At 75.9% G+C, this 20,562-nt stretch carries 5 protein-coding genes; all 5 read left to right on the top strand.

The window, feature by feature from the left end; all coding sequences use genetic code 11:
* The first annotated feature begins 69 nt into the window (after positions 1 to 69).
* Positions 70 to 7,899, top strand: a complete 7,830-nt coding sequence (locus tag ACXNSR_RS32705; protein WP_458638958.1) for an amino acid adenylation domain-containing protein — start codon at positions 70 to 72, stop codon at positions 7,897 to 7,899.
* Positions 7,896 to 18,395: an amino acid adenylation domain-containing protein gene (locus tag ACXNSR_RS32700; protein WP_458638957.1), complete on the top strand. Its 10,500-nt coding sequence runs from the start codon at positions 7,896 to 7,898 to the stop codon at positions 18,393 to 18,395. Before ACXNSR_RS32705 ends, ACXNSR_RS32700 begins: the two co-directional genes overlap by 4 nt.
* A 52-nt stretch (positions 18,396 to 18,447) precedes the next feature.
* A complete protein-coding gene (locus ACXNSR_RS32695; protein ID WP_403873382.1) occupies positions 18,448 to 18,648 on the top strand; it encodes an MbtH family protein in 201 nt (66 codons plus the stop codon).
* Between the two features lie 84 nt (positions 18,649 to 18,732).
* Positions 18,733 to 20,082 (top strand): MFS transporter, encoded by a 1,350-nt coding sequence (locus ACXNSR_RS32690; protein ID WP_458638956.1) that lies wholly within the window; start codon positions 18,733 to 18,735, stop codon positions 20,080 to 20,082.
* A 175-nt stretch (positions 20,083 to 20,257) separates the two neighbouring features.
* Positions 20,258 to 20,506: a hypothetical protein gene (locus ACXNSR_RS32685; RefSeq protein WP_458638955.1), complete on the top strand. Its 249-nt coding sequence runs from the start codon at positions 20,258 to 20,260 to the stop codon at positions 20,504 to 20,506.
* The last annotated feature ends 56 nt before the right edge of the window (positions 20,507 to 20,562 follow it).

Below are 20,562 nucleotides of genomic sequence, written 5' to 3'. Positions count from 1 at the left end.
CGGCCGTCGCGGACAGTGGCCTCACGTCGTCGTTGATCGACCGATCCGACTGAGGAGACTGACCACCGCATGGCCACTCACGACCGCGGGCCGCTGCCCCTGACCCCGCCGCAGAACGGCGTCTGGTTCGCACAGCAGCTCGACCCCACCCGCCTCGACTACACCATCGCCGAGTACCTGGAGATCCGCGGGGCGGTGGATCCGGAACTGCTCGCCGAGGCGGTGCGCACGACGGTGGCCGGAACCGAGACGCTGTGCGTCCGGTTCGCCGAGGTCGATGGAGTGGTGTGCCAGATACCCGCCGGTCCGCCGCCGCTGCGGATGGAGACGGCCGACGTCAGCGACCACCCGGACCCGGACGCCGAGTCCGAGCGGCTGATGCGCGCCGAGCTGGCCCGGCCGACGGACCTGGCGACCGGTGACGTGTGCCGGCACCTCCTGGTGCGGACCGGTCCGGCGACGTACCGCTGGATGCAGGGCTACCACCACCTCGTCGCGGACGGGGTCACCGGGTCGATCCTCGCGCGGCGGACCGCGGAGGTGTACTCGGCGCTGGTCGCGGGAGAGCCCGTACCGGCTCCCGAGGACACGCCGTGGGAGCGGATCGTGGCCGGGGAGGAGGAGTACGCCCGCTCCGAACGGTCCACGGCGGACCGGGAGTTCTGGCGGGCCCGGCTGGACGGCTCCCCCGAGCCCGTGTCCTTCACCGGCAGCGTCCCGGCGCCCGCGTCGGGTACGACGGTACGGGTGAGCGGCGAGCTCGACCCCGCCGATGCCCTCACCCTGCGCGACGCCGCGCGCCGGCACGGCACGCGCTGGTCGGCGCTGGTGATGGCCGCGGCCGCCGCCCACCTGCACCGCGCCGGCGCCACCGAGGACGTGGTCCTGGGCCTGCCGGTCACCGGCCGCACCACCCCGGACGCCCGCCGGACGCCCGGCATGTTCTCCAAGGTCCTGCCGCTGCGGCTGACGGTGACCGGGGACACCACGGTCGGCGAACTGCTGCGCGCCACCTCCGCCGGGATCAAGGAGGCCCTGCGCCACCAGCGGTACCGGATCGAGGAGTTCACCGGAACCGGGCCCCGGCTGTGGGACGCCGCCGTCAACCTCATGTCCTTCGACTACGAGCTGTCCTTCGCCGGCGCTCCCGCCCGCGCGCACAACCTCTCCGTCGGCCCGGTCGAGCACGTCTCCCTCAACGTCTACGACCGCGGCGGCGACAGCCCGCTGACCGTGCAGGCCGAGGGCGACGCCGCCGACATCGGCCCGGAGGAACTCGACGCGCTGCGCGTGCGGTTCACCCGCTTCCTGGTCGCGCTCGCCACGGCCGACGACGAGGCCCCGGTCGGCGCGCTGCCCTTCCTGACCCCCGAGGACGAGGAGCGCCTCGCCGTCTTCGCCGAGGGCGGCGCCGACCCGGCGCCCGGGGACGAACGGCTGCACACGCTCTTCGAGCGGGAGGCGGCGCGCACTCCCGGGAAGGCCGCCGTGATCTGCGCCGGCCAGGAGGTGACCTACCGCCAACTCGACTCATGGGCACAGGACATCGCGGACCGGCTGGGGCCTTCCGTGGCACCGGGCACACCGGTCGGCGTGTGCGTCGAACGCTCCCCCGCGATGGTCGCGGCCCTGCTCGGCGTCCTGAAGGCGGGCGGCTGCTACGTACCGCTCGACCCCGGTCTGCCGCCGGAGCGCATCGCCTACATCGTGCGCGACGCGGGCCTGCGCACGGTCGTCGCCGGGCCCGGCACCTCCGATCGGCTGCCGCACGACCTCCCCTCGGTCGTCGACCCGGGAGCGGTGACCGACCCCGTCCGCGGCGGCCGCGAGGGCACGGCGGTGCCGGCGGCGTCCGCCGCGTACCTGCTGTACACCTCGGGCAGTACGGGCGAGCCGAAGGGCGTCGTCGTGCCGCACGCGGCGGCGGTCGACTTCGTCCACGGCCACCTCGCCCTGTGCGGCGCGGGCGGTAGCGGCGCATCCGGATCCGGATCCGAGCGCACCGAGCGCTTCCTCGGCTTCGCCTCGCTCTCCTTCGACGTGTCCGTCCTGGACGTCTTCGGCGCGCTGCTGAGCGGTTCCACGCTGGTCCTGGCCACCGACACCGAACGGGTCGACGTCGACCGCCTCCAGGCCCTGCTCGCCGAGCACGCGGTGACCGTGGCCGACCTCCCGCCGGCGCTCCTGCCGCTGCTGGACCCGGACGCCCTGCCTGCTCTGCGGTTCCTGTCCACGGGCGGCGAGGCCCCGTCCGGGGACGCCGTCGACCGCTGGGCGGCGAACGGCCGCGAGGTCTGGAACGCGTACGGGCCCACCGAGGCCGCCGTGTCCGTCACCATGCACCGGGTGGTTCCGCCCTCGCACGGCCGGATCCCGCCGATCGGGCGCCCGATGACCAACCACCGCGCGTACGTGGTCGACCGGGCGCTGCGGCTGCTGCCGCCGGGCGCGACCGGCGAGCTGTGCGTGGCCGGTGCCGGTCTGGCCCAGGGGTACGCGGGGCGCGCTGCCATGACGGCCGACCGCTTCGTGCCCGACCCCTTCTCCGGGGTTCCCGGTGCCCGGATGTACCGGACGGGCGACCTCGTGCGCTGGTCGGCGCGGGGCGAACTGGAGTTCGTCGGGCGCGTGGACCGACAGGTCAAGATCAACGGACACCGGATCGAACTGGGCGAGATCGAGGCGGTGCTCGGCCGGCAGCCCTCGGTGGGGCAGGCCGCGGTCGTGGTGCACGCCCCCTCGGGCGGAGCCCGGCGGCTCGTCGCCTTCGTGGCACCCCCGGGCGACGGCGGCCCGACGCCCGAACCGGACTTCCTCGCCGCGGAGTTGGGCCGGGCCCTGCCGGGCTACATGGTGCCCCGCACCTTCGTGGCGGTGGACCGGCTGCCCCTCACGGCGGGCGGCAAGGTGGACCGTGCGCGGCTCCACGTACCCGAGGCCGCGGGCCGCGCGGAGCACCCCGAGCGGGCGTACGGCGCCACCGAGCTGGCCCTCGCGGCGCTGTTCTCCGAGGCCCTCGGCACCACCGCCACCCCGGACGACAACTTCTTCGAGCTCGGCGGCGACAGCATCGCCGCCCTCGGCCTCACCAGCCGGGCCCGGGCCCGCGGCTTCTCCTTCACCCTGCGCGAGGTGTTCGCGCACAAGACGCCGGCCGCCCTCGCCGCGGCCGTCGGCGAGCCGGACCACGCTTCCTCCCGGGAGGCCGGTCCGGCGCTCCCGGAGCACGGTCCGCTCCCCGCGACCCCGGTCATGCGCTGGCTCCTCGACGGGCCGGGCCCGGTCGGGCGCTTCAGCCAGTCCATGGTGCTCGCCCTGCCCGAGGGCGCGGACGACGCCACGCTCGTACGGGTCCTGCAGTCGGTCGTCGACCGGCACGGGGCGCTGCGCCTGGGCGTGACCACCGGCCCCCGGGGTCCGCTGTGCACGGTCGGCGAGCCCGGTTCCGTCGACGTGTCCCGGCTCTACCGCACCGTCGACGTGGCCGGGTCGGACGAGTCCGCCCGCGCCGCGATCGTGGCGCGGGCGGCGCGGGAGGCGGCCGGACAACTGGACCCGGCGGCCTCGGCGATGCTGCGGGCGGTGCGCTTCGACAGCGGTGGCGCGTCCCCGGACCGGCTGCTGCTGTGCGTGCACCACCTGGCCGTGGACGGGGTGTCCTGGCGGATCCTGACGGCGGACCTGGCCGCGGCCTGGGAGGCCGCCGTCGCCGGGCGTCCGCTGCCGGCCGCGGACGGCGGGGTCTCGTTCCGTGCGTGGGCCCACCACCTGGAACTCCAGGCGCGTTCCCCGGAGGTGCTCGCCGAGCTGCCCTTCTGGCGCTCGACGCTGGAGGCCGCCGGAGCCGCCCCGGACCCGCGGGAGCCGTGGCACCGGGTCCCCGATCCGGCTCGGGACACCGCGGGCACCACCCGCACGCTGACGCTCGACCTGCCGGCCGAGGTCGCCGGCCCGCTGCTGGCCCGGGTGCCCGGCGCGCTGCGCACCGGTCCGGCCGAGGTGCTGCTCGCGGGACTGGTCCTGGCGGGCCACCGGCTGCGCTCCCCCGGCAGCGCCCCCGGTTCGCTGCTGGTCGACCTGGAGGGCCACGGCCGCGTCGACCGCACCGGCCGCCACGACCTGGCGCGCACGGTCGGCTGGTTCACCACCCAGTACCCGGTCCGCTTCGACCTGGACGGCCTCGACCTGGACGCGGCGGCCCGGGGCGGCGACGCCCTCGCCGAGCTGGTCGCGCGGATCCACACGGCGGTGGCCGCCGTGCCGGACCACGGCACGGGCTTCGGTCTGCTCAGCCGGCTCGATCCGCGGTCCGCCGAGCAGCTGTCCGCACTCCCGCGCCCCCGGGTCCTGTTCAACTACCTGGGCCGGTTCTCCGGCGGGGACGAGACGCCCTGGAGCCCGGCCCCCGAGGCGGGCGGGCTGCGGGCCGACGTGGATCCCGCGATGCCCGTCGAACACGCCCTGCAGATCGACGCCATGGGCGTGGACGGCGCCGACGGCCCCTCCTTCACCGCGGCCGTCACCCATCCCCGCGCCCTGCTGACCGACGCCGAGGCGGACGCTCTGGTCGCGGCCTGGGGCGAGGCCCTGCGCCTGCTGGCCGGCTGGACGGGCGCTCCCCGGCCGCGCCGCCTCACCCCCCGCGACCTGCCGCTGGTACGGCTGACGCAGCCGGAGATCGACACGCTGTCCGCGCGCCACCCGGGGCTCGCCGACGTACTGCCCCTCTCGCCGCTCCAGGAGGGCCTCTTCTTCCACTCCGCCTTCGACACGGGCGCGATCGACGCCTACACCGGCCAGATCGTCCTCACCCTGGACGGCCCCCTGGACGAGGGCACCCTGCGGACGGCCTGCGACCGGCTGCTGCGCCGGCACACCGCGCTGCGCTCCGCCTTCACCGACCAGGGGCTGGACCGGCCGGTACAGATCGTCGTCGAGTCCGCCGCGGCGCCGTGGGAGGCCGTGGACCTCGGCGGGCTCGCCCCCGCGGACCGGCAGCGGGAGTGGGAGCGGCTGCTCGCGGCCGACCGGGCCCGCCGCTTCGACCTGGAGCGGCCGCCGCTGGTGCGCTTCACGCTGGTCCGGTTCGGCGCGGACGAGCACCGGCTGGTCATGACGAACCACCACATCGTCTGGGACGGCTGGTCCTCGGCGGTGCTGCTGCGCGAACTGCTCACCGGATACGCCGAACACGCCTCGGGCGCCGGGTCCGGCGCGGTCGCGGAAGGGGTCCCGCACCGCTCGCACCTGGACTGGCTGGCCCGCCGGGACGACGGCGCCGCCGAGGCCGCGTGGAACGCCGCGCTCGCCGGGCTGGAGGAGCCGACCCTGCTGGGCGCGGCCGACCCGAACCGGATCGACGCGCTGCCCGAGCGGACCTCGGTCGAGCTGTCGGCGGAGCTGACGGCGCGGCTCACCGCGCGGGCCCGTACCGCGGGCGTGACCCTCAACAGCGTCGTCCAGGGCCTCTGGGCGGTGCTGCTGGGCCGGGTGACCGGGCGGGACGACGTGGTGTTCGGCGGGACCGTCTCGGGGCGGACCGCGGACGTCGCGGGCATCGAGGAGATGGTCGGGCTGCTGATCAACACCCTGCCCGTGCGGTTCCGGATCCGGGAGGGCGAGCCGCTGCTGGCCGCGCTCGCCCGGTTCCAGGACGAGCAGGCGGAGCTGATGGACCACCAGCACGTCGGGCTCGCCGGCATCCAGCGGGCGGCGGGGCTGGGCGCCCTCTTCGACACCACGGTCGTCGTCGAGAACTATCCGCTCGACCTGGAGTCGATGCGGGAGCTGGCCGGCGGGCCGCGGCTGACCGGAGTGGAGGGCTCGGACGCCACCCACTACACCGTCAACCTCATCGTGCTGCCCGGGGAACGGCTGCGGCTGCACCTCGACCACCGCACGGACGTCCTCGACGCGCGGACCGCGCGCAGCCTGGGCGAGGCGCTGGAGCGGCTGCTGACGACCGTCGCCGACGCGCCCGCCACCCCGGTCGGGGAGGTGGACCTGCTCTCCGAGGAGCAGCACCGGCTGATCCGGGAGTGGAACGGCACGGCCGTGCCCGTTCCCGACACCACGCTGGTGGAGCTGTTCGCGCGCCAGGTGGCCCGGACGCCCGGCGCCCCGGCGACCGTGTTCCGGGGCGAGCGCCTGTCGTACGCCGAACTCGACGCCCGCGCCGAGCGGCTGGCCGGTGAGCTGTGCGCCCGGGGCGCCGGTCCGGAGCGGATCGTCGCGGTCGCCCTGCACCGCTCCACCGAGATGGTGGTCTCGCTGCTGGCCGTGCTGAAGTCGGGGGCCGCCTACCTTCCGGTGGACCCCTCGCTGCCGGCGGACCGGATCGCGTACCTGCTGTCCGACGCCGAGCCCGTGCTGCTGCTCGCGGACGACGAGGTGGCGGCGGCCCTGCCGGCCGCGGCGGACCTGCCCCGGCTGGATCCGGGGGCCGTCCACGACGGGAGGGGGACCGGTGCGGTGCGGCGGGCCCCGCTGCCCGCGCACCCCGCGTACGTGATCTACACGTCGGGGTCGACGGGACGGCCCAAGGCCGTCGTCGTGGAGCACTCGGCCATCGTCAACCGCTTGCTGTGGATGCAGGACCGCTACCGGCTGGGCGCGGACGACCGGGTGCTGCAGAAGACCCCGTTCGGCTTCGACGTCTCGGTGTGGGAGTTCTTCTGGCCGCTGCTGACCGGCGCGGCCCTGGTGGTCGCGGAGCCGGGCGGGCACAAGGACCCCGCCTACCTCACCCGGGTGATCCGGGAGGAGGCGGTCACCACCGTCCACTTCGTGCCGTCCATGCTGGCCGCGTTCGTGGAGGATCCGCAGGCGGGTCTCTGCCGGTCGCTGCGCCGGGTCGTGTGCAGTGGCGAGGCCCTGCCGGAGGAGCTGAAGAACCGCTTCCTCGACGTGCTCGACGTGCCCCTGCACAACCTGTACGGGCCCACCGAGGCGGCCGTGGACGTCACGCACTGGGACTGCCTCCGTGAGGAGAGCGGGCCCGTGCCGATCGGCCGGCCGATCTGGAACACCTCGCTGTACGTGCTCGACCCGCGGGGGCGGCCCGTCCCGGTGGGGGTCGCGGGCGAGCTCTTCCTGGCGGGCGCGGGCCTGGCCCGCGGGTACCTGCGCCGCCCGGCGCTGACCGCGGAGCGGTTCCCGCTGGACCCGTTCGGCCCGCCGGGCTCGCGGATGTACCGCACGGGGGACCTGGCCCGTCACCGGGCCGACGGCTCGGTGGAGTACCTGGGCCGCACCGACGACCAGGTGAAGATCCACGGCTTCCGGATCGAACTCGGCGAGATCGAGACGGCCCTGGGCCGCCTCCCCGGTGTCGGGCGGGCCGCGGTCGTGGTCCGCGAGGACGTCCCGGGCGAGCGCAGGCTCGTCGGGTACGTCGTCCCGGAGCCGGGGGCTGATCCCGCCCCCGAGCCCGGGGCCATGGGCGCCGAACTGGGCCGATCCCTCCCGGAGTACATGGTTCCGGTGCTGGTGGTCGTGGACGGGCTGCCGGTCACGGCGAACGGCAAGCTCGATCGCAGGGCGCTTCCGGCGCCCGCCGCGGCGGCCGCGGCCACCGGGTACGAGCCGCCCGCCGGGGAGACCGAGGAACTGGTCGCCATGGTGTGGGCCTCCGTCCTGGACGTGCCGCGGATCGGCCGCCACGACGACTTCTTCGCCCTCGGGGGGCACTCGCTGAGCGCCACCCGGGTGGCGGCCCGGCTGCGCCAGTCCCTGGGCCTGGACCTGCCCCTGCACACCCTCTTCGAACAGCGGACCGTCGCCGCCCTCGCCATGGCCGTCGAGACGGTGCTGCTGGCCGAACTGGAGGCCGAAGCGGCCCCGTTCGCCGCCACCGCCGACGCCGTTCCTTCACTCGTACTTCAGGGAGAGACCTCGTGACCACCCAGGAGAGCCTGCCGGCCACCGGCACGGACAGCCGCCTGGCCGCCGCCCGCGAACTGCTGCGCCGCCGGGTGCGCGCCGCGCTGGACGACTCGGCGGCCGGTCCGGCCACCGCGACGGCCCCGGCCCCGGCGGCCGACGGCCCCGGCGGCGAGCCCGTCGCCTCGTTCGCCCAGGAGCGGATGTGGCTGGTGGACCGGATGATGGACGGCACCCCCGGCTACGCGATCCCGGAGGTCGTGCGGCTGCGCGGCCCCGTCCGCCCCGACCTGCTGCGCCGCAGCCTGACGGCCGTCGTGGCCCGCCACGCCCCGCTGCGCACCGTCTTCGAGGAGCGCGACGGCGCCCCGCACCCCGTGGTCCTGCCCGCTCCGGCGGCCGTCCCGCTGCCGGTGCTGGACCTGGGCAGCGCCCCCCTCGCCGAACTGGAGGAACGGGCCCACGCCCTGGCCCGGGAGGAGGTCCGCCGTCCCTTCGACCTCGCGGCGGGCCCGCTGCTGCGCGCCCTGCTGATCCGGCTGGGCGCGGAGGACCACCTGCTGGTGCTGGTGGTCCACCACATCGCCACCGACGGCTGGTCCATGGGCCTGCTCTGGCAGGAGTTCTCCGCGGGCTACGCGGCCCTGCTCGCGCAGCGGCCCCTCCCGCAGGCGCCGCTCCCCCTCGACTACCAGGCGTACGCCCGTACCCAGCGCGACCGGTTCGCGAGCGGTGCGATGGACGGGCAGCTGCGCTGGTGGGAGGAGCGCCTCGCCGGGCTGGAACCCCTCGAACTGCCCGCCGACCGGCCCCGGCCCACCCGCCGCAGCGGCGACGGCGCGAGCCTGGACTTCACCCTCGACGCGCCGCTCACCGCACGGCTGCGCGGGATCGCCGAGAGCTCCGGCGCCACCCTGTTCATGACCCTTCTGGCCGGCTTCCAGGCGGCCCTGGCCCGCTACGCCGGCCGCGCCGACATCGCCGTCGGCACTCCGGTGGCCGGGCGCGACCGGGTGGAACTGGAGCCCCTCGTCGGGTTCTTCGTCAACACCGTGGTGCTGCGCACCGACCTGTCGGGCGACGCCGGGTTCCGCGAACTGCTCGGCCGGGTCAGGCGGGCGACGGTCGACGCCTACGACCACCAGGAGGTGCCCTTCGACCGGCTGGTGGAGCACCTGAGCCCCGAGCGGGTCGGCGACCGCAACCCGCTCGTGCAGGTGATGTTCGCGTCGGCCCCGGACGAGACGGCCGGGCTGCGACTGCCGGGGCTGGACGCGCAGTCCGTGCGGACCGACTTCGGCGGCTCGCTCTTCGACCTGAGCGTCTTCGTCTCCGAGGGCGCCGAGACCTGCTCCGGCTCGCTGGTCTTCGACACCGACCTGTTCGACCGGGCCACGGCCGAACTCGTCCTCGGCCACTACCTGGAGCTGCTGGCCTCCGCCGCCGAGGAGCCCGACCGCCCCGTGGCCGAGCTGCTGCCCTCCGCCCCGACCGCGGCCCGGCTCGCGGCCGCGGGCCACGGCACGGTCCGCCCGGACCTCGCGCCGGCCGGCCTGGTGGAGCTGTTCGCCGAGCAGGTCCGGCGCACCCCCGGCGCCGAGGCAGTGGTCTGCGGCACGGACCGCCTCACCTTCGCCGCGCTCGACTCCCTCTCCGACCTGCTGGCGGCCCGGCTGACCGCCGCCGGGGTGGGGCGCGAGACCCCGGTGGCCCTGCTCATGGAGCGCTCGGTCCACCTTCCGGTGGCGATCCTGGCCGTCCTGAAGGCCGGCGGGGTGTACGTCCCGCTCGGTGAGGGGTTCCCCGTCGCCCGGCTGCACTGGATGCTGGAGCGGACCGGCGCCCGCCTGCTGCTCGCCGATCCGGCGACGGCCGGCCACGCGGCGGTCCTTACCTCGCCCGTGCCGGTGCTCGACGTGAGCGCCCCGGCCGACGGGATCACGGCCGGACCGGTCCCGTACCCGCCCTGCGCGCCGGACCAGCTGGCGTACGTGATGTACACCTCCGGTTCCACGGGGGAGCCGAAGGGCATCGGCGTCACGCACGCCAATGTCGCGGCGCTCGCCCGCGACGCCGCCTTCGGTGCCGCGCACCGGCGGGTGCTGGCCCACTCCCCGCTGTCGTTCGACGCCTCGACGTACGAACTGTGGGTGCCGCTGCTGTCCGGCGGACAGGTCGTCATGGCGCCGCCCGGCCGGGTGGACACCGCGGCCCTGGCCGCTCTGGTGGAGGAGCACCGGATCACCGCCCTGTTCCTGACGGCCGCCCTGTTCAACCTGGTGGTCGAGGAGTGCGTGGAGCTCCTGACGCGCGTGCGGGAGGTGTGGACGGGCGGCGAGGCCGCCTCCCCGCACTCCTTCGCCCGGGCCCTGGAGCAGGCCCCGGACACCGTCCTGGTCAACGTCTACGGACCCACCGAGACGACCACCTTCGCCACGGGCCACCGGCTGGACCCCCGTGCCGGTGCCGCCGTGGACGGCCGGATCCCCATCGGCACCGCCCTGGACGACACCCGCCTGTACATCCTGGACGAGCGCGGCCGCCCGGTCCCGCAGGGCGCCGTCGGCGAGCTGTGCATCGGCGGCACCGGCGTGGCCCGCGGCTACCTGGGCCGGCCCGGCCTGACCGCGCGGCAGTTCACCCCGGACCCGTACGGCGCCCCGGGCGCCCGCATGTACCGGACGGGCGACCTCGCCCGGCGGCGCCCCGACGGCACCGTCGACTACCTGGGCCGCGACGACCAGCAGGTCAAGATCCGCGGCCACCGGATCGAGCCCGGCGAGATCGAGGCCGAGCTGGCCCGCTGCCCGCAGGTCGGGCACGCCGCGGTGGTGGTCCGCGAGGACACCCCCGGCGAGCAGCGCCTCGTCGGCTACGTGGTGCCCTCGGAGGGGCAGGTGGCCGAGCCGGCCGAGCTGCTCGGGGTCCTCGCCGCACGGCTGCCCGCGTACATGCTGCCCTCGGCGATCGTGCCGCTCGCGGCCCTGCCGGTGACCCCGAACGGCAAGCTGGACCGGCGCGCGCTGCCCGCTCCCCCCGAGGAGGGGGTGCGCCGGGCCGAGTTCGCCGCGCCGGCCACGCCGACCGAGGAACTCGCCGCGGCCGTATGGGGCGAGGTGCTGGGCACCGGGCGGATCGGCCGCCACGACGACTTCTTCGCGCTGGGCGGCCACTCCCTGCGGGCCACCCGCGCCGTGTCGAGGCTCGGCGCCCGTCTGGGCACCGGCGTACCGCTGCGGCTGCTGTTCGAGCACCCGACGCTGGAGCGGTTCGCGTCGGCGCTGGACGCGCTGCGCGGGGCGGGCCCCGCCGCGGCCGCGCCCGCCGTCACCGCGATCGGCGCCCGGCCGGCCGGGGAGCCCGCGCCGCTGTCGTTCGCGCAGCAGCGGCTGTGGTTCCTGGACCAGCTCCAGCCCGGCCGGCCCGACTACAACATCCCCGTCGCGACCCGGCTGCGCGGCCCGCTCGACGCCGACGCGCTGGCGGCCGCGCTGTGCGCGGTGGTGACCCGGCACGAGGTGCTGCGCTCGCGGATCACCGAGGGCCCCCAGGGTCCCGTACAGACCGTGGAGGCACCGGAGGTCTTCGCCCCGGTCCGCACCGACCTGGGGGGCCTGCCCCGCGAGGAGGCCCGCTCGCGGGCCCTGGGCCTGGCCCACGCGGACGCCGCCGCCCCCTTCGACCTGGGCTCCGCTCCCCTGCTGCGGGCCCGCCTGGTGCGGGTCGCCGACGACGAGCACCTCCTCGTCCTGGTCCTGCACCACACCGTCGGCGACGGCTGGTCGATGCCGGTCCTGTGGCGGGAGCTGTCCGGGGCCTACGCGGCCCTGCGCCGCGGCGAGCGTCCCGCACTCCCGGAACTGCCCGTCCAGTACGGCGACTTCGCGTACTGGCAGCAGCGCCGGCTGGCGGACGGCGACGCCGACGCGGGCATCGCCCACTGGCGGGCAGCCCTGGGCGGCCTCCCGGCCCTGGAACTGCCCACCGACCGGCCGCGGCCCCAGGTGCGCTCGGGCGCGGGCGACTCCTTCGTCTTCGAGGTCCCGGCCGAGCTCGCCGAGCGGCTCGGCGCGCTGGCCCGGGACCGCGGGGCGACCCTGTTCATGGTGCTGCTGGCCGGTTTCCAGGCGCTGCTGGCCCGCTACACGGGGCAGGCGGACATCGCCGTGGGCTCGCCCATCGCGGGCCGCGACCGCACCGAACTGGAGCCGCTCGTCGGCTTCTTCGTCAACACCCTCGTACTGCGCACCGACCTGTCCGGCGACCCCGCCTTCGGCGAACTGCTGGGCCGCGTGCGCAGGACCGCGCTCGCCGCGTACGAACACCAGGACGTCCCCTTCGACCGGCTGGTGGAAGAGCTGCGGCCGGAGCGCGACCTCAGCCGCAACCCGCTCTTCGACGTGCTGTTCCAGCTGCACCCCGAGCAGCTCGACGCGCTGCCGCTGGAGGGGGTGGAGGTCGAGAGCCTGGACACCTCCAACGGGACCGCCAAGTTCGACCTCAGCCTCGCGATGACCGAGCACCCCGGCGGACTGACCGGCACCGTGCAGTACGCGACGGACCTCTTCGACCGGGCCACGGTCGAGCGGTTCGGCGCGCACTACCTGCGGCTGCTGGCCGGTGCGGCCGAGACCCCCGACGCGCCGCTGTCCCGGCTGGACGTGCTGTCCCCGCAGGAGCACGCCGCCCTGCTCGGCGAGGAGTCCGCGCCCCGGACGGTCCGGCCCGCGGACCGGACCCTGCACTCCCTGGTGGCGGAGCAGGCCCGGCTGCGGCCGGACGCCCCGGCCGTGACCTGCGAGGGCCGTACCACCGGCTACGGCGAGCTCGACGCGGCCGCCAACCGGCTGGCCCACCGCCTGCGGGAGCTGGGGACGGGCCCCGAGACCCGGGTGGCCGTCCTCGCCGGACGCGACCCGCGCATGCTGGTCTGCGTCCTCGCCGTGCTCAAGGCCGGCGGCGCCTACGTGCCCCTCGACGCGGGACATCCGGCCGAGCGGATCCGCACGGTCCTCGCCGACAGCGGTGCCCGTCTGGTGCTGACTGCGGGCCTGCCCGGCGGGCTGCCCGCGGACCTGACCGGCGGCCTGCCGGTCCTGGACCTGGACGCCGAGCGGCAGCTGATCGACGCGCTGCCCGCGACGGAGCCGGCCGCCCCCGCCTCCCCCGCGCACCTCGCCTACCTGCTGTACACCTCCGGGTCCACCGGCCGCCCCAAGGGCGTGGCCGTCACGCACGCCGCGATCACCGGCTATCTGGCGGCGCTGACCGCCACCTTCGGCCTCGGCCCCGAGGACACGGTGCTCGCCCGTACGGCGCTGACCTTCGACCCGTCGGTGCGCGACCTGTTCGCGCCGCTGACCACCGGCGGGCGGATCGTGCTGGCCTCGCAGGACGAGGCCGGGGACCCGGACGCGCTGGCCCGGCTGCTGCACGCCGAGGGCGTGACGGCGCTGCTGTCGATCGTCCCGTCGATGCTGGAGCCGCTGGTCGCCGCCGTCACCGAACCCGCGCCGGCGCTGCGGCTGGTGATGACCACCGGTGAGGCGCTGACGGCCGGGCTGGCCCGCGCCGCGCACGCCCTGGGCGAGCCCGGCCGGCTGCAGCTGGTCAACCAGTACGGTCCCACCGAGTGCACCAACACCACCACGTACCACGTGGTGACGGACGCCGACATCGAGGCGGGCCGCATCCCCATCGGGCGGCCGCTGCCCGGCGCCCGGGTGCTCGTGCTCGGCGAACACCTCGAACCGCTGCCCCGGGGAGCGATCGGTGAGCTGTTCATCGCCGGACGCGGGGTGGCCCGCGGCTACCTCGGCGATCCGGCCCGCACCGCCGAGGCCTATCCGCCGGACCCGTACGGGCCGCCCGGTGCGCGGATGTACCGCACCGGTGACCTGGCGCGGCTGCGCGCGGACGGGGTGCTGGAGTTCCACGGCCGCCGCGACAACCAGGTCAAGGTCCGGGGCCACCGGATCGAACTCGGCGAGGTCGAGGCCGCGCTGCTGCGCCACCCGGACGTCGCCCGGGCCGTGGCGGCCGCGCACGGCGAGGGCGCCGACCGGCTGCTCGCCGCGTACGTGGTGTGGCGGGACGGGAGCGGTGATCCGGCCGCCGTACTGGACTTCGTACGCGCGGCCCTGCCGGCCGCGATGGTGCCGTCCGCGCTGGTGGTGCTGGACGCGCTGCCGCTGACCCCGAACGGGAAGACCGATCGCAGGGCGCTGCCCGCGCCGGAAGCCGGTTCGGCCGGCGGGCACCGGGCGCACGTCGCCCCGCGCACGCCGCTGGAGCGGACGGTCACCGAGGTCTGGGAGGAGGTGCTCGGCGAGGGCCCGATCGGGGTCCGCGACCACTTCTTCGAGCGCGGCGGGCACTCCCTGCGCGCCACCCGGGTCATCTCCCGGCTGCGCGCCCTGCTGGAGCTGGACATCCCGATGCAGCTGCTCTTCCGCCACCCGGTGGCCGAGGACCTCGCCCGGGCGCTGGCCTCGCTCGGCGCGGCGGGCGCGACGGGACCGGCGATCCCCGCGCTGCCCGAGGGGCCCGGCCCGCTGTCCTTCGGACAGCAGCGGCTGTGGCTGCTGGACCGGCTCCAGCCGGGCCGGCCCGACTACAACATGCCCGGTGCAGTCCGGCTGACCGGGGAGCTCGACACCGCCGCGGCGCTGGCGGCCCTGACGGACGTCGTCGCCCGGCACGAGGTGCTGCGCTCGCGGATCGAGGAGGCCGGGGAGTCCGGGGAGCACGGCGGTGACGGGGCCTTCGGTGCCCGCGTCGTGCCCGGTCCGGCCTCGATGATCGCCCCTGCCTTCACCGACCTGTCGGAGCTGGGTGCGGCGGCGGCCGGGGAGCGGGCGCGGGAGCTGGCGTCGCAGGACGCCGCGCGGCCCTTCGACCTGGCCGCGGCGGGACCGCTGCGGGCCCGTCTGGTGCGGATCGCGGCGCGGGAGCACCTGCTGGTGATCGTCGCGCACCACATCGCCTTCGACGGCTGGTCGGTGGGGGTGTTCTGGCGGGAGTTCTTCGCCGCCTACCGGGCCCGCACCGTCGAGAACTCCGATCCGCTCCCCGAACTCACCGTTTCCTACCGCGAGTTCGCGGCCTGGCAGCGCGAGCGGCTGAGCGGTGACGCGCTCGCGGGCACGCTGGACCACTGGCGGGAGCGGCTCGCCGGGCTCGCCCCGCTGGACCTGCCCACCGACCGGCCCCGCCCGGCCACCCCGTCCGGGCGCGGCGAGCAGTTCCCCTTCGTCCTGCCCGAGCCGCTGCTGCGCGGACTGCGCGACCTGGGGCGCCGGCACGACGCCACCTTGTTCATGGTGCTGCTGGCGGGCTTCCAGGCCCTGCTGGCCCGCTGGTCGGGCAGCGAGGACGTGGCGGTGGGCTCCCCCATCTCGGGCCGCGACCGCACCGAACTGGAGCCGCTCATCGGCTTCTTCGTCAACAACCTGGTGCTGCGCACGGACCTGTCCGGCGACCCGGCCTTCGGTGAGCTGCTGGACCGGGCCCGGGAGACCGCCCTGGCCGCGTACGCCCACCAGGAGGTGCCGTTCGAGCGTCTGGTGGAGGAGGTGAGGCCGGAGCGGGACCTGAGCCGCAACCCGCTCTTCCAGGTGATGCTGGTGCTCGACGAGGAGGCCGCCGCGCCGCCCGCGCCGGCCGGGCTGGACGTCGAACCGCTCTCGCTGGCCAGCGGGGCCTCGAAGTTCGACCTCTCGCTGTACTTCGTCGAGGAGGAGGGGGCGCTGCGCGGCGAGGCGGTGTTCGCCACCGACCTCTTCGACCGGGCGACCGTCGAGCGCATGACCTCGGCGCTGGCCGAACTGCTCACGGCCGCGGTGGCCGATCCCGCGACCCCGCTGGGCGCGCTGCCCCTGATGGGCCCGGCCGAGGAGCGCCGGATCCTGCGTGCGGGCGGCGGATCCGCGGAGCCGGCCGCCGAGCGGCCGCTGCCCCTGCTCGTCGGCGAGCAAGCCTCCCGTACGCCGGAGGCCGTCGCCGTGGACGACGGGGAGCGGAACCTGACGTACGCCGGGCTGTGGGAGGTCTCGGGCCGCCTCGCCCGGGAGCTCGCCCGCCTCGGTGTGGGCCCGGACACGGCGGTGGCCGTCTGTGCGGAGCGGTCCGTGCTGCTGCCGGCGGCACTGCTGGGCGTGCTGCGGTCCGGCGGCATGTACGTGCCCGTCGACCCCGGCTATCCGGCCGACCGGATCGGCTACATGCTCGCGGACAGCGGCGCCCGGGTGCTGGTGGTGTCGGGGCTGTCCGACGCCGCGCAGGCACCGGCCGGGGTCGCCGTGGTGGACCTCGACGCCCTGGCCGGGGACGGGAGCGCGCGGGCCGACTTCGCGCCCGTGCGGCCGGAGCCGGAGCAGCTGGCCTACGCCCTGTACACCTCGGGCTCGACGGGACGCCCGAAGGGGGTCACCGTCCCGCACCGGGCGCTGGCCAACTTCGCCCGGGACATGGTGCGCAGGCTGGAGCTGACGGCCGGTGACACGGTCGCGGCCGTCACCACGGCCTCCTTCGACATCGCCGTGCTGGAGCTGCTGGTCCCGCTCGTGTGCGGGGCCACCGTACGGGTCGTCGACCGGGAGACCGCGCGGGACGGCCTCCTGCTCGCGAAGGAGCTGGACTCGGCGCCGGTCACGGTCGTCCAGGCCACCCCGGCCACCTGGCACCAGCTGATGGAGTCCGGCTGGAGTGCGCCCCACGTGCGGGCGCTGTGCGGCGGCGAGGCGCTGCCGTCGGCCCTGGCCGAGCGGATGCGCGCGGCGCTGGGGACCGTCTGGAACGTGTACGGGCCGACGGAGACCACCGTCTGGTCCACGGCGCACCGGCTGTCCGGTCCCGTCGGCGAGGGGCCGGTGCCGATCGGCTCGGCGCTCGCCAACACCCGGCTGCACGTGCTGGACGCGGCCCTGCGGCCGGTCCCGGTCGGTGTGTTCGGCGAGCTGTACATCGGCGGCGACGGGGTGGCCCGCGGCTACCACGGGCGGCCGGCGCTGACCGCGGACCGGTTCGTGCCCGATCCGTACGCGGCGGGCGAACGGCTGTACCGCACCGGTGACCTCGTACGGCGGCTCGCGGACGGCACGCTGGAATACCGGGGCCGGGCCGACGGCCAGGTCAAGGTGCGCGGCCACCGCATGGAGCTCGGCGAGATCGAGTCCGCGCTGGCCCGCCACCCGCGGGTGCTGGCGGCGGCCGTGGCCGTCCACGGCACCGGGGTGGACGCGGTACTGGCCGGCTACGTGACCTGGCGGGACGAGGAGGGCGACGTGCGGGAGCTCGGCGACTTCCTGCGCCAGGACCTCCCCGAGTACATGGTCCCGGCCGTCCTGACCACGCTGGAGCGGCTGCCGCTCACCCCGAACGGCAAGCTGGACCGCAAGGCGCTGCCCGCTCCTTCGGCGGACGCGGTGCGCGGCGACGGCGCGGGGCACCTCGCCCCGCGCGACACGACCGAGCTGCGAATGGCCCGGCTGTGGGAGCAGACCCTGGGGACGGCCCCCATCGGGGTGCGCGACGACTTCTTCGCGCTCGGCGGGCACTCGCTCAAGGCCTTCGCCCTGATGGCCGCCGTACGCCGGGAGTTCGGCGTGGAACTGCCGCTGAACCTGGTGTTCCGCCGGCGCACGGTGGAGCTGCTGTGCGAGGCGCTGCCGGACGCGGGGGCGGCCGCCGCCAGGCTGCTGGTGCCGCTGGCCGACGGTGACCCGTCCCGGCCGCCGCTGGTCCTCGTCCACCCGCGGGGCGGCGACGTCGTCTGCTACCGGGACCTGGTGCGGGACCTGTCCGCCCGCCCCGGGGGCGACCGGCGGATCCTCGGCCTGGAGTCGGTGGGCTACAACACCGGCGAGAAGCCGCTGGAGCGGGTGCCCGAGATGGCCGAGCGCTACCTGTCCGCGCTCCGCGAGGAGCAGCCGCACGGCCCGTACCTGCTGGCCGGCTGGTCGTTCGGCGGGACGGTGGCCTACGAGATGGCGGCCCGGCTGGAGGCCGCCGGTGAGGAGGTCGCCTTCCTCGGTCTGATCGACGCGGCGGCGCCGGGGACGGCTCCCGGGAGCCGCTCCGGTGCGGCGGGCGGGCCGGGCGATCCGGACCTGCTGCGGTACGGCATCGCCGCCGGGATCGACGCCGGCTCGGCGCGCGAACTGGACGAGGAGGAGCTGCTCGACGTCCTGGTGCGCCGGGGCCGCGAGGAGGGAACCCTCCCCCGTACGTCCCCGACCGAGGCCCTGCGCAGACTGCTGCGGGTCGCCGAGGCGAACGGGACGGCCGCCGCCGCCTACCGCACCGACGCCGTACTCGCCGTGGGCCTGCACCTCTTCACGGTCGACGAGCGCCACCCGGAGCTCGCGACCCCGCTGGTGGACCCGGCGGCCTGGCGGCCGCGCACCGCGGGCGGCGTCCTGCGGGCCGCGGTCCCGGGCAACCACCACGACCTGGTGGACCCCCCGCACAGCGCCGTGCTGGCGGAGCTGCTGGCCGCGGCCCTGCCCTCCTGACCCGCTCCGCCCCGTATCCCTTCCGCATCCCTGATCCATCGAGGAGAACACCGTGAACGACTCGTCCCCGCAGCAGTACCTGGTCGTCGCCAACGACGAGGAGCAGTACTCCCTCTGGGAGGCCGGCCGGCCCGTCCCGCTGGGCTGGCACGACCAGGACGTGCGCGGCACCAAGGAGGAGTGCCTCGCGCACATCGAGCGGGTGTGGACCGACATGCGCCCGCTCAGCCTCCGCGTGAGCATGGCCGGCTGACCCGACGATCCCCGGGCACCACGCCGCCCGGCAGACCCCACCGCGGGCTGCCGGGCGGCGCGGCGGTGCCGGAAGGAACCCCGTATGACCAGCTCGTACCCCGGCGGCTCCGCGTCACCGCGCCGCCGCACCCCGCTGGCCGCCCTGGTGGCGGTCTCCGGGATCTCCTCGCTCGGCATGGCGGCGACCCTGGTCGCCGTGCCCTGGTTCGTCCTGCACAGCACCGGCAGCGGCGCCCGGACGGGGCTCGTCGCCACCGCCGAGGTGCTGGGCCTGCTGTGTTCCGCCGTGCTCGCGGGTCCGGTGGTCGACCGGCTGCCCGTGCGCGCGACGAGCATCGGAGCGGACCTGCTGACGGCCGCGGCGATCAGCCTGATCCCGCTCCTGCACGCCTGGGGCGCCCTGCCCCTGCCCGTCCTGATCGTCCTGGTCTTCCTGGTCGGGGCCGCCCGCGGGCCGTCCGACACCTCCAAGCAGCTGCTCCTGCCCGGGGCGATGGAGTGCGCCGGGGTCACCGCGGAGCGGGCCACGGGAGCCGTCGAGGGAGCCCGCCGCATCGGCATGATGGCGGGGGCGCCGCTGGCCGGTCTGCTCATCGCGGCCGTCGGCCCCGTGCGCACCCTGTACGCGGACACGGCGGCGATGGCGCTGGCCGCCCTCCTCGTGGCGGCCCTGGTGCCGGCGGCGGCCCGCCCCCGCCCGGCCGACGACGGACCGGCGCGCGGTTCCTACGGCCAGGAGCTGCGCTTCGGGCTGGGGCAGCTGCGCAGGGACCCGCTGCTGGGCGCGATGGTGGCGGTCCTGATGCTGACCAACGCCCTGGACGGGGCCCTGAACGGCGTGCTCTATCCGGCGTACGGGACCCAGGTGCTGGGCAGCAGCGCCCTGTTCGGGGCGATGGTGACCGCGATGGGGGCCGGCGCGCTGCTCGGAGCGGCCCTGTACGGCTGGGCCGGCCACCGGATGCCCCGGCGCACGGTCTTCGTCGGAGCCTTCGTCCTGGTCGGGGCGGTGCGGTGCGCCGCGCTGGCCGCCGAGCCGCCGACGGCGGTGCTGCTGGCGGTACTGGCCCTGTCCGGCATCGGGTCGGGGATCGTGGGTCCGCTGATGATGTCGGTCGCCTACGAGCGGGTGCCCGCGGCGGTCCGGGGACGGGTGTTCGGTCTGCTGATGGCCGCCGCGCTGGCGGCGACCCCGCTGGGGATGCTCGGCGCGGGGCTGGCCCTGGACGCCTCCGGTCTGGTGGCGGCGCTGCTGGGCACGGGAGCGCTGTACCTCGCGGTCACGCTCTCGCCGCTGGTCTTCCCGGTGTGGCGGGAGCTCGACAGCAGGGGCCCGGCGAAGCCCGCGGAGGCACCGGAGCCCGAGGAGGCACCTGTCGGACGTGAGTACGACTCTCCGGCCGCCGCAGGAGCGGGAATCCTGTCCGAATAGGTGAGATTCAGCGTGATTTGCGGCCCCTCACCATCGCGCCAGGCAGCTTGATGAACAGTCTGATCGATCACCGGAGCACCCTGCGCACGGCAAGGTTGGTCCTGCACCGACCGGCGCGGACGGCCCACAAGGCGGACCGCGGCGGGACCAGACCGCTCGTACTCCTGGGGATCCCATGCTCAAGCGTTACGCCATCGCCCTGTCCGTGACCGCGGCCGCGCTGCTGCTGCCCGCCGCCGGCACCGCTCAGGCCGCCGACGGCGACACGGCCGCGACCACCGTGACGACCACCACCACCGGGGGCGAGGGCACCACCACCCAGACGCCGCGTCAGATCGTGACGCCCAGCGGCCAGGTGGTGACGGTCGGCACCACGACGAACGGCCGGCTGCGCGACATCAACGACAGCTCCTGGGGCGGCTGATCGCACCGGCCCGTGAGGGCCGGACGGAAAAGGGGGGAGGGAGGATCGCGCCGCGA

This window comes from Streptomyces sp. NC-S4 (assembly GCF_054353315.1).
This window is presented reverse-complemented; position numbering and strand designations above follow the sequence as displayed.

Coding starts and splice junctions, on each gene's coding strand:
- ACXNSR_RS32705 (WP_458638958.1), top strand. CDS start 70: ATGGCCACTCACGACCGCGGGCCGCTGCCCCTGACCCCGCCGCAGAAC.
- ACXNSR_RS32690 (WP_458638956.1), top strand. CDS start 18,733: ATGACCAGCTCGTACCCCGGCGGCTCCGCGTCACCGCGCCGCCGCACC.
- ACXNSR_RS32685 (WP_458638955.1), top strand. CDS start 20,258: ATGCTCAAGCGTTACGCCATCGCCCTGTCCGTGACCGCGGCCGCGCTG.